The sequence below is a fragment of the Pseudomonas sp. EL_65y_Pfl1_R83 genome (assembly GCF_963970695.1).
Taxonomy (GTDB): domain Bacteria; phylum Pseudomonadota; class Gammaproteobacteria; order Pseudomonadales; family Pseudomonadaceae; genus Aquipseudomonas; species Aquipseudomonas tritici.
This window is the reverse complement of record NZ_CAXAQI010000540.1, coordinates 1-255: the sequence shown is the minus strand read 5'-3', so window position 1 is coordinate 255 and position 255 is coordinate 1. Positions and strand designations below refer to the sequence as shown.

The 255-nt window shown below is 55.7% G+C and carries 1 protein-coding gene; it reads left to right on the top strand.

What is annotated here, in order from left to right; genetic code table 11:
• On the top strand, positions 1-255 hold a 255-nt coding region (locus tag AACY08_RS30235; protein WP_339472755.1), incomplete at both ends, for a DDE-type integrase/transposase/recombinase.

The window sequence follows — 255 nt, the reverse complement described above, 5'->3', positions numbered from 1 at the left end:
TGGTCATCAAGGCCTTGGACATGGCTTACGAGCATCGAGGGAAGCCTCAAGGATTGCTATTCCACTCCGATCAAGGCTCGCAATATGGAAGCCGGAGTTTTCGCCAGCGCCTTTGGCGATATCGCATGCGTCAGAGCATGAGCCGGCGAGGAAATTGTTGGGATAATGCGCCGATGGAGCGGGTGTTCAGGAGCCTGAAAACCGAGTGGATACCGACCATGGGCTACACGACGGTCCAACAAGCTCAGCGGGATA